Source organism: Acidovorax sp. GW821-FHT10E03, from assembly GCF_059415205.1.
Genome location: NZ_JBWKMU010000002.1, coordinates 180,391 through 190,111, shown reverse-complemented (window position 1 = coordinate 190,111; position 9,721 = coordinate 180,391). Strand labels below are relative to the sequence as shown.

General features: G+C 69.3%; 10 protein-coding genes. 4 read left to right on the top strand and 6 right to left on the bottom strand.

From position 1 onward, the window contains the following. Positions 1-87 precede the first annotated feature (87 nt). Positions 88-327, bottom strand: a complete 240-nt coding sequence (locus tag AC07OD_RS04035; protein ID WP_218295483.1) for a YMGG-like glycine zipper-containing protein — start codon at positions 325-327, stop codon at positions 88-90. Between the two features lie 304 nt (positions 328-631). On the opposite strand from AC07OD_RS04035, the gene AC07OD_RS04030 reads away from it, so the two are divergent. Continuing rightward, positions 632-2,197, top strand: coding sequence for a methyl-accepting chemotaxis protein (locus AC07OD_RS04030; protein ID WP_494595267.1), 1,566 nt, complete (start codon positions 632-634; stop codon positions 2,195-2,197). A gap of 234 nt (positions 2,198-2,431) precedes the next feature. Here the strand turns inward: AC07OD_RS04030 and AC07OD_RS04025 are convergent, their stop codons facing one another. From AC07OD_RS04025 to tsaE, 3 genes are all read right to left on the bottom strand, one after another. Beyond that, positions 2,432-2,770: a cupin domain-containing protein gene (locus tag AC07OD_RS04025; RefSeq protein ID WP_218295481.1), complete on the bottom strand. Its 339-nt coding sequence runs from the start codon at positions 2,768-2,770 to the stop codon at positions 2,432-2,434. A gap of 115 nt (positions 2,771-2,885) precedes the next feature. Further along, positions 2,886-4,313 carry an N-acetylmuramoyl-L-alanine amidase gene (locus tag AC07OD_RS04020; RefSeq protein ID WP_494595264.1) on the bottom strand — a complete coding sequence of 476 codons (1,428 nt, stop codon included), beginning with the start codon at positions 4,311-4,313 and terminating at the stop codon, positions 2,886-2,888. Positions 4,314-4,374: 61 nt separating this feature from the next. Next, on the bottom strand, positions 4,375-4,902 hold the full coding sequence (gene tsaE, locus AC07OD_RS04015) for a tRNA (adenosine(37)-N6)-threonylcarbamoyltransferase complex ATPase subunit type 1 TsaE (RefSeq protein ID WP_494595262.1): 528 nt from the start codon (positions 4,900-4,902) through the stop codon (positions 4,375-4,377). Between the two features lie 12 nt (positions 4,903-4,914). On the opposite strand from tsaE, the gene queG reads away from it, so the two are divergent. Continuing rightward, complete coding sequence (gene queG, locus AC07OD_RS04010; RefSeq protein ID WP_494595261.1) at positions 4,915-5,964, top strand: tRNA epoxyqueuosine(34) reductase QueG; 1,050 nt, start codon at positions 4,915-4,917, stop codon at positions 5,962-5,964. 78 nt (positions 5,965-6,042) lie between these two features. Here the strand turns inward: queG and AC07OD_RS04005 are convergent, their stop codons facing one another. Both AC07OD_RS04005 and AC07OD_RS04000 read right to left on the bottom strand, forming a co-directional pair. Beyond that, on the bottom strand, positions 6,043-6,729 hold the full coding sequence (locus tag AC07OD_RS04005; protein WP_492807251.1) for a GDSL-type esterase/lipase family protein: 687 nt from the start codon (positions 6,727-6,729) through the stop codon (positions 6,043-6,045). Next, positions 6,726-7,631: an AEC family transporter gene (locus AC07OD_RS04000; RefSeq protein WP_218295476.1), complete on the bottom strand. Its 906-nt coding sequence runs from the start codon at positions 7,629-7,631 to the stop codon at positions 6,726-6,728. The genes AC07OD_RS04005 and AC07OD_RS04000 overlap by 4 nt, the downstream gene beginning before the upstream one ends. A gap of 123 nt (positions 7,632-7,754) precedes the next feature. Here AC07OD_RS04000 and AC07OD_RS03995 point away from each other — a divergent pair, with 123 nt between their 5' ends. Together AC07OD_RS03995 and xerD are read left to right on the top strand one after the other, a co-directional pair. Beyond that, complete coding sequence (locus AC07OD_RS03995; protein WP_218295475.1) at positions 7,755-8,720, top strand: tripartite tricarboxylate transporter substrate binding protein BugE; 966 nt, start codon at positions 7,755-7,757, stop codon at positions 8,718-8,720. Between the two features lie 63 nt (positions 8,721-8,783). Beyond that, the gene (gene xerD / locus AC07OD_RS03990; protein ID WP_494595258.1) at positions 8,784-9,683 is read left to right on the top strand and encodes a site-specific tyrosine recombinase XerD; all 900 of its coding nucleotides are present in this window, start codon (positions 8,784-8,786) and stop codon (positions 9,681-9,683) included. Positions 9,684-9,721 lie beyond the last annotated feature (38 nt).

Here is a 9,721-nt window from a genome sequence, read left to right as displayed (position 1 = left end):
TGTGACAAGCGCTGGCAGCTTCTTTTATGCAGAACTCACCGGCAGCCTGGTTCGGCCGCAGGGGAGGTTGCCCGGCGGCCGGGGGGATCAGCGGCGATAAGGCCGGCGCTGATCGCGGTCCTCGCCGATCTCATGGCCGATCAGGGCGCCGGCGGCGGCACCGCCAATCGTGCCTGCGGGGCCCCCGAAGACGGCATTGCCGGCGACACCACCGACCACGGCGCCCACGCCGGTGCCCACCTGTGCGCTGGTGGGGTTCGAAGCGCAACCACCCAGTGCCAGGGCTGCGGTACAGGTGGTCGCAAGAAGGATGTGACGGATTTTCATGGCAAGAGTCCTTTGTGAATGGAATCAGGCCTGGGAGTCCGGCTGCGGCTGCAGACGGGCTGGACCTGTGGCTTCACTATCCGTCGCCCGGCGGGGCCCCCGCGTAGGCAGCCGTGGGATGCCGCTGTAGGACATGCGACCTCATGGGAAACGCCCGCCGCGTTGCCAAGTGCCGGCGGTTCCCGTGGTGCGCGGGCATCACGTTCCCCCTGGGGCGGGTTTACGTGGCATCGCCGGTGGTTGCCAACCGGCGGGCGGCAGCAGATCATTTCTAATGCAATCCATTCGTATAAGGACACACACCATGGACCCTCAAACATCCCGCACGGGCCCGCAGCTGACGGTGGCGCAACAGATCGGCCTGATCGTGGGGGTGGCCGTCCTGGCGCTCGTGCTCATCCTGGCGTTAAGCCTGGTGCGCGTGCAGCACCTGGGCAGGACGGTGGACGGTCTGGCCAATGAGCAGGTCGAACGCCTGCAGCTGGCCCTGCGCTGGCGCAGCAACATCGCGGTCAACTCCACGCGGGTGTTCTCGGTGGTGCAGTCCGAAGGCGACGACCTGCAGAACTTCTTCAAGGACCTGATCGCCGCCACCACGGCCGACACGTCCAAGGTTCAAAAGCGCTACAGCGAGCTGGAAACCAGCCCCGAAGGCCTGCGCATCCAGGAGGAGCTGGCGGCGGTGCGCACGCCGTACCTCGCCACGCGCGACAAGGCCCTGGCGCTCAAGAAGGCAGGCGACATGGCACAGGCCAAGTCGTTTGCCATGTCCACCTTCGTGCCGGTGGTCAACCAGTACAACGCGGTCGCGGACAAGATGGTGGAATACCAGATCCAGCGGTCGGCCGACCAGGCCGCCGAGGCCGCGGGCCTGATCGGCTCCTACCGCGCCGCCGTGCTGGCGGCGGGCATCGCGGGGCTGGCGCTGCTGGTGCTGCTGTCCTGGGTGGTGGTGCGGCGCATCCGCCGCTCGCTGGGCGAGGTGGCCGCGGTGGCCCGGCGCATCGGCGAGGGCGACCTGTCGCGGCCCATCCACGCGCAGGGGCGCGGCGAGGTGGCGCAGATGATGCAGGCCATGGAAACCATGCAGGCATCGCTGGTGCGCATCGTGGGCGACGTGCGCCACAGCAGCGACTCCATCGCCACCGGCTCCAGCGAGATCGCCTCGGGCAATGCCGACCTGAGCCAGCGCACCGAGGAGCAGGCCAGCAACCTCGAGCAGACGGCCGCGTCCATGGAGCAGATCACCAGCACCGTGAAGAACAACGCCGACACCGCGCAGCGCGCCGCCGTGCTGGCGGGCGCGGCATCGGCCGCGGCGGTGAAGGGGGGCGAGGTGGTGGGCCAGGTGGTGGCCACCATGCAGGACATCTCGGCCGCGTCGCGCAAGATCACCGACATCATCGCGGTGATCGACGGCATCGCGTTCCAGACCAACATCCTGGCGCTCAACGCGGCGGTGGAGGCGGCGCGCGCGGGCGAGCAGGGGCGCGGCTTCGCCGTGGTGGCCAGCGAGGTGCGCAGCCTGGCGCAGCGCTCTGCCTCCGCGGCCAAGGAGATCAAGGCGCTCATCAGCGACAGCGTGCAGAAGGTGGAAAACGGCACCCAGCTGGTGGGGGATGCCGGCCTCAGCATGGAAGACATCGTCGCGCAGGTCCAGCGGGTGAGCGACCTGATTGGCGAGATCTCCAGCGCCACGGGCGAGCAGACCATCGGCATCAGCCAGGTCGGCGAGGCGGTGACGCAGCTCGACCAGGTCACGCAGCAGAACGCCGCGCTGGTGGAGCAGAGCGCCGCCGCCGCCGACAGCCTCAAGCACCAGGCGGCGCGGCTTGCGGAGGTCGTGAGCGTGTTCCGCCTGGAGCGGTGAGGCGAACCCCCTCTGAGTCGATTCGTGCCTCGGCCCTCAGCCCCTCCTCGCCTCGCCTCGCCGTGCGAGCCGGGAGGGGGATGCTGCCAGCGCATGCAAGCGAAGCGCCGCATGCGCCGGCCTGGCGGCCCTTGCGCGGGGCGCACTCGCGCTGGCTGCGCCAGTTGCATTCGTCGCCGGTGGCGCATGGCCCGATGGGTAGTGGCTACGCCAAAACAGGGATCTGAAAAAACCTCAGCGCCCACCCGCCAGCAGGCACAGGGTGACCAGCAGGGACGCGTGCTCCACCGCCTTGAGCGAATGCAGCGCGCGCGGCGCCAGGTGCACGAAGTCGCCGGGATGCAGCTGCTGGATGCCGTCCTCGCTGACGAACTCGACCACGCCCTCGATGCACTGCACCGTGGCCTCGCCGGGGGTCTGGTGTTCCTTCATGGATTTGCCCACGGGGAGCACGACGCGCATGACTTCGAGCTGGCCGGCCTTCAGGATGGCGGTGGTGATGGCCTCGGGCAGGCGGTCGCCCAGGGGGCGCACGCTGACGATCTGGCCGGATTGGGCGTGGGGCAGTGCCATGGCGTTTCTCCTTCCGTCCTCCCCGGTGCGTGCCGGTGTGCAGGAAGCACATGCCTGCACGCCGGAGCGTGGGTGATGAAGGCTACTTTGCCTGCACTTGGCGGTCCGCGCAAGGCTAGACGGAACGGCTGCGCGCCAGTGGCGGGTTCTTGGCGAAGTAGCGCGTGATGCCGCGCATCAGCGCGTCGGCCAGCTGCTCCTGATAGGCGCTGCTGCGCAGGCGCTTTTCCTCGTCGGGGTTGCTGATGAAGGCGGTTTCCACCAGCACGCTGGGGATGTCGGGGGCCTTGAGCACCGCGAAGCCCGCCTGCTCCACGCGCGGCTTGTGCAGCTTGGCCATGCCGCCGATCTCGCCCAGCAGCACGGAGCCGAGCTTGAGGCTGTCGTTGATCTGCGCGGTGGTGCTCATGTCGAGCAGCGCGCGCTGCACGTGCTGGTCCTTGGACTGCACGTTGATGCCCCCCACCAGGTCGGCCTGGTTCTCCTTGTTGGCCAGCCAGCGCGCGGCGGTGCTGGAGGCGCCGCCCTGGCTCAGCGCGAACACGCTGGCGCCGCGCGCGGCCGGCGTGGTGAAGGCATCGGCGTGGATGCTCACGAACAGGTCGGCCTGCACGCGCCGGGCCTTCTGCACGCGCGTGCCCAGGGGCACGAAGTAGTCGCCGTCGCGCGTGAGGAAGGCGCGCATGGGATTGCCACCCACGGTGGTGGCGTTGATGCGGTCGCGCAGCAGGTGGGCCACGCGCAGCACCACGTCCTTCTCGCGCGTGCCCGAGGGGCCGATGGCGCCCGGGTCCTCGCCGCCGTGGCCGGGGTCGAGCGCGACGATGATGATGCGGTCGGTGTGCGTGGACGTGGCCCGGTTGCCCGGCGGGCGCGTGGTTTCGGCCGGGGCGGCCGCCACCGGGGGCGCCGCCACGGGCGGGTGCTCTGCCGGGACGGGGCGGGTGGTGCGCTGCGCGATGAGGTCGCCGAGCGGGTCGTGCTCGGCGGGCGGCGTGGGGGCTTTGGGGGTGGCGGCGGCCGTGGCCACGGGGGCATCGCGCAGGCGCTCCGCGATGAGGGCCTCCAGCGGGTCCACCGGCGCGGCGGGGTAAAGGTCGAACACCAGGCGGTGCCGGTACGCCGCCACGGGGGGCAGCGTGAACACCTGCGGCATGGCGGGCTGCTTGAGGTCCACCACCAGGCGCACCACCCCGGGCGCGTTCTGCCCCACGCGGATGCCCGCGATGTTGGGGTCGTCCGGCTTGACCTTGGCGACCAGTTCGCGCAGCTCGGGGCTGAGGTCGATGCCCTCGATGTCCACCGCCAGGCGCGGCGGCGTGGTCACGAAGAACTGCTTGGCCACCAGCGCGCCGTCGGACTCGATGGTCACGCGCGAGTATTCGGGCGCGGGCCAGACGCGCACGGCCAGGATGGTGGCGCCGCGCGCGATCTGCTGCGTGCCCAGCAGCAGCACGAGGCTGCCCGCCTGCAGCACGGCCCGGCGCGAAGCCACGCCCCGGGCTGCGGCCTGGGGCGTGCCGCTGGCGCTGCCGGGGCTCATCGCGGGCCTCCCGTGCGGGGCGCGCGGGGGCAGGCCGGGGTCGGTGCGGCCGATGGGCGGCTCATGGGTTCAGCAGCCCTTGCAGCATGTGGCGGCCGTTGGCGGTTTGGGCGTGCACCGTGATCTTCCTTTCGGTGTCGTCAATTGCTTCAATGTGTATAGCAAGGTCCGCAGGCGGCGTAAGCGCTGCAGCCTTTTCCGGCCATTCTGCCACCTTGAGCCCCGGGTTGGCAAAAATGTCCCTGAAGCCCGCGTCCTCCCATTCGCGCGGATCGTCGAAGCGATAGAAATCAAAGTGCCAGATCGCCAGGCCCGGGGCCTCGTGTGGCTCCACCACGGCGTAGGTGGGGCTCTTGATCCGGCCCTGCACGCCCAGGGCGCGCAGCAGGTGGCGCACCAGCGTGGTCTTGCCCGCGCCCAGGTCGCCGTGCAGCGTGACGAAGGCGTTGGACAGCCCCGGCTGCGCGGCCAGGCGCTGCGCGAAGGCGGCGGTGTCATCCTCGCTGTGCCAGGTGAAGGGGTGGGCGGGTTCCGCCGGGGCGGCCGTGCCGCTTCCTACAATCTGGCCGGTATGTGGTGCAACAGTCAACTCGTTCCTCAAATGCAGGAGTGGGCCCGCGAACTGGGATTTTCCCAAATCGGCGTGGCGGGGGTGGACTTGTCCGCCGCAGAGCCCGGCCTTTCGGCCTGGCTGGCGCAGGGCTTCCATGGTGACATGCATTACATGGCATCGCACGGCATGAGGCGCGCGCGCCCGGCCGAACTGGTGCCCGGCACCGTGAGCGTGATCACGGCACGCATGGATTATTTGCCGCGCGATACGGGCACGGGTGCGTCCGGCGGCTGGCAGGCTTTCGAACTGGGGCGCCTGGCCCGCCCGCAGGAAGGGATCGTCTCGGTCTATGCCCGGGGGCGCGACTACCACAAGGTGCTGCGCGCCCGCCTGCAAAAACTCAGCGACCGCATCGCCAAGGCCATCGGCCCCTTCGGCCACCGCGTATTCACCGATTCCGCGCCGGTGCTGGAGGCCGAGCTGGCCGCGCGCAGCGGCCAGGGCTGGCGCGGCAAGCACACCCTGGTGCTCAACCGCGAGGCGGGCTCGATGTTCTTCCTGGGCGAGATCTACGTGGACATGGCGTTGCCTGAAAGCGCCCCGGTCACCGCGCACTGCGGCAGCTGCAGCGCCTGCATCGACATCTGCCCCACGCAGGCCATCATCGCGCCGCACCGGCTCGATGCGCGGCGCTGCATCTCGTACCTGACCATCGAGCACGCCGGGCCCATCCCGCTGGAACTGCGGCCGCTCATGGGCAACCGCATCTACGGCTGCGACGACTGCCAGCTCATCTGCCCCTGGAACAAGTTCGCGCAGGCCAGCCGGCTGCCCGACTTCGACGAGCGCAAGGGCCTGGCGGGCCAGCAGCTGGCGCACCTGTTCGCATGGGACGAGGCCACCTTCCTGCGCATGACCGAAGGCGGCCCCATCCGCCGCATTGGCCACGAGCGCTGGCTGCGCAACGTGGCCGTGGCGCTGGGCAATGCGCTGCGGGCCACGGGCGATGGCGCGGTGCGTGCGGCGCTGCAGTCCCGTGCCCAGGAGCCCAGTGAACTCGTGCGCGAACATGTGGCCTGGGCGCTGGATTTTGAATGAAAGTGGGCTCTAGCGCTTGATGGGTAAGCGCTGGCAGCTATCAAAAAATGAGTATTCAGGCCGAGGCTCTGTGTGGCTTTACCGCGCCAGCAGCCCGGCGTCCCTGAGCGTTTCCACCAGCCCTTGCGCAAATCGCTCGTAGCCGGCCGCATTGGCGTGGATTTGGTCGGACCGCAGGCGGGCGTCGGACAGCACGCCGGACCAGCCTTTGCTGTGCAGTGGAATCTTCAGCTCGGTCGCCACTTCTTCGTACAGCGCGTGATCGCCCAGCCGGCCGGTGGAGGCCGCCAGGAGAGACAGCTCGGGCACGGCCACCAGCAGCACCTGGGCGCCGCTGGCGCGCGCCTCCGTACAGATGCGCACGATGTTGGCGCGGGTGGTGCTGGCGCTCTGGCGGCGCAGAAAGTCGTTGCCGCCGATGCCCACGATCACCAGCGCGGGCTGGTGCGATTGCAGCAGCGCTGGCAGGCGTTCGAGCGCCTGGGCCGAGGTGTCGCCCGACACGCCGGCGTTGACCACTTTCCAGCCCGTCAGGCGCGCCAGCACGGCAGGGTAGGCGGTGTCGGCCGATGCGCCCACGCCGGAGGTCAGCGAATCACCCAGCGCCAGCACCGTGGCGCCGGTGGGCACCGCCTGCGCGCGCGGGGCCTTGCGCCCGCAGCCCGCCAGCGGCACAAGCGCCACGGCCGCCACGCCCGCCATCAACGCGCGGCGGCGTGCTTGGACCAGGGCGGCGGAACGCAGGGCAGGGTGTGGATCGGTCATCGCAGAAATCCCAGGGCAAACGGCAGGCTGACCATGCCCAGCAGGGTCGATAGCGTGACCAGCCCCGCCACGTACGGTCCGTTGTAGCCCATGCGCGCCGCCAGCACATAGCAGGTGGAGGCGGTGGGCAGCGCGGAGAAGGCGAGCAGCATGGTGGTCTGCACCGGGTTCAGCCCAAAGAGGCGCGCCATGCCGAACGCGAGCAGCGGCTGCAGCAGGTGCCGGATGGACAGCACCGCCACGCTCAGCGCCTTGCCGCGCGTGAGCAGGCCAAACTGCAGGCCCGCGCCCGCGGCCATCAGCCCCAGCGCCAGCGATGCCGCGCTGATGCGGCCCACCGTGGGCGCGGCCCAGTCGGGAATCCTGAAGCCCAGCAGGTTGGCCACCAGCCCCGATACCGTGGCGACGATCAGCGGGTTGCGCACCAGCTCCCGCGCGAAGCTGTGCTGGCCGTGCCGCGCCATCGGCCACACGGCCGCCACGTTGAACAGCGGCACGCACACGCCGATCAGCACGGCGATCATGAGCAGGCCCTCGGAGCCCGCCAGGCGCTCGGCAATGGCCAGGCCAATGAACGAGTTGAAACGGAACGCGACCTGGGCACTGGCGGCATGGTCGCGCGCGTCGATGCGCCGGCCCAGCCAGGGCCAGTGCGGCAGGCTGTAGGCCAGCGCGATCCCGATCAGGCCGGAGATCAGCCCGGCGGCGATCAGCCCCGATGCGGCGCCGATGTCCACCGGGCTCTTGACGATGGACTGGAACAGCAGCACGGGGAACAGCAGGTAGTACACCAGGCTCTCCACCGGCTGCCATACCGAGCGGTTCAGGGCGGTGTAGCGGCAGATGAGGTAGCCGCACAGGATGAGGGAGAAGTCGGGAAGCAGGAGCTGGGCGTAATTCACGCACGGAGAATACTTGATCCGTGTCGTGTTCTGCGGGTTAGCCCTTATGTGGAATCCGCAGGCTGCCAGGACACCGGTTGCGCATACCATCCAGGCTGTCTGTCACCCATGAAGGAGAACTCAATGCATCGTCGTCAATGGCTCGCGCTGACCGTACTGGCCGCCGCCGCAGGGTCCGCTGCCGCCCAGGGCTACCCCAACAAGGTCATCAAGCTGCAGGTGCCCTTCGCGCCCGGCGGTACCACCGACATCATTGCGCGCGTGATCGCCGACCCGCTGGGCAAGGCCCTGGGCCAATCCGTGATCGTGGAAAACAAGGCCGGTGGCGGCGGCATCGTGGGCGCGGCGGAAACCGCCCGTTCGGCGCCGGATGGCTACACGCTGGGCGTGGCCACCGTGTCCACCACGGCGGCCAATCCCGCCATCAATCCCAAGACGCCGTACAACCCGCTGACGGACTTCACGCCCATCATCAACATCGCGGCCACGCCCAACATCATTGCGGTGCACCCCAGCTTCCCCGCCAAGGACTACAAGGCGTTCGTGGCCGAGATCAAGAAGTCGCCCGGCAAGTATTCGTACTCCTCGTCCGGCACGGGCGGCATCGGCCACCTGCAGATGGAGCTGTACAAGAACCTCTCGGGCACCTTCGTGACGCACATCCCCTACCGTGGCGCGGGCCCCGCCCTGAATGACACCGTGGCCGGCCAGGTGCCCATGATTTTCGACAACCTGCCCTCGGCGCTGCCCTTCATCAAGGAAAACCGCCTGGTGCCCATCGTGGTCGCCGCGCCGCAGCGCGTTGCCGCCCTGCCCAACGTGCCCACGTTCAAGGAAATGGGCCTGGAGCCCGTGAACCGCATGGCGTACTACGGCATCGTGGGCCCCAAGGGCCTGTCCAAGGAGGTGGTGGACAAGGTCAACGCCGCCGTGCGCAAGGCGCTGGAAGATCCGGCCGTGAAGAAGCGCATCGAAGACACCGGCTCCATCGTGCTGGGCAACACGCCCGAGCAGTTCGCCGAGCAGATCAAGGCGGAATTCGCCGTGTACAAGGACGTGGTGGTCAAGCAGAAACTGGCGCTCGAATAATTCCGTGCGCACTCCAGAAGCCGCCCGCGCCCGGGCGGCTTTTTTACGTGCTATCGTTTTTGGATGCTTGCCCCCAGCCTGAACGCGATCGATGCCTTTGTGGATGCCCTGTGGCTGGAGGACGGCCTTTCGCGCAACACGCTGGCGGCCTACCGCCGCGACCTGACGCTGTACGCGCAGTGGCTGGCCGAGCAGCAACCCGCCCTGGCGCTGGACGGCACGGCCGAACACCACCTGCAGGGCTACTTCGCGGCGCGCCACGCCGAGACCCGCGCCACGTCGGCCAACCGGCGCCTCACCGTGCTCAGGCGCTACTTTCACTGGGCGCTGCGCGAGCGGCGGATCGCCGCCGACCCCACGGTGCGGCTCACCGCCGCGCGCCAGCCCCTGCGCGTGCCCAAGACCTTGTCGCAGGCGCAGGTGGAGGCACTGCTCGCGGCGCCGGACCTGGGCAACCCCCTGGGACTGCGCGACCGCACCATGCTGGAGCTGATGTACGCCAGCGGCCTGCGCGTGACCGAACTGGTCACGCTCAAGACCTTCCAGCTGGGCCTGAACGAAGGCGTGCTGCGGGTGATGGGCAAGGGCAGCAAGGAGCGGCTGGTGCCGTTTGGCGAAGAGGCGCGGCAGTGGCTGGAACGCTACCTGCGGGAATCGCGTGGCGAGATCCTTGCGGGCCAGCAGACCGACGACCTGTTCGTGACCCAGCGCGGCAGCGGCATGACCCGCGTGATGTTCTGGGTCATCGTCAAGAAGTGGGCGGCCGTCGCCGGCATCACCACGCCGCTCTCGCCGCACACGCTGCGGCACGCGTTCGCCACGCACCTGCTCAACCATGGCGCCGACCTGCGCGTGGTGCAGCTGCTGCTGGGGCATGCGGACATTTCCACGACCACCATCTACACCCACGTGGCGCGGGAGCGGCTCAAGTCGCTGCACGCGCAGCACCATCCACGCGGCTAGCGCAGCAGGCAGACAGGCCGTGTGACCGACCCCCTCGA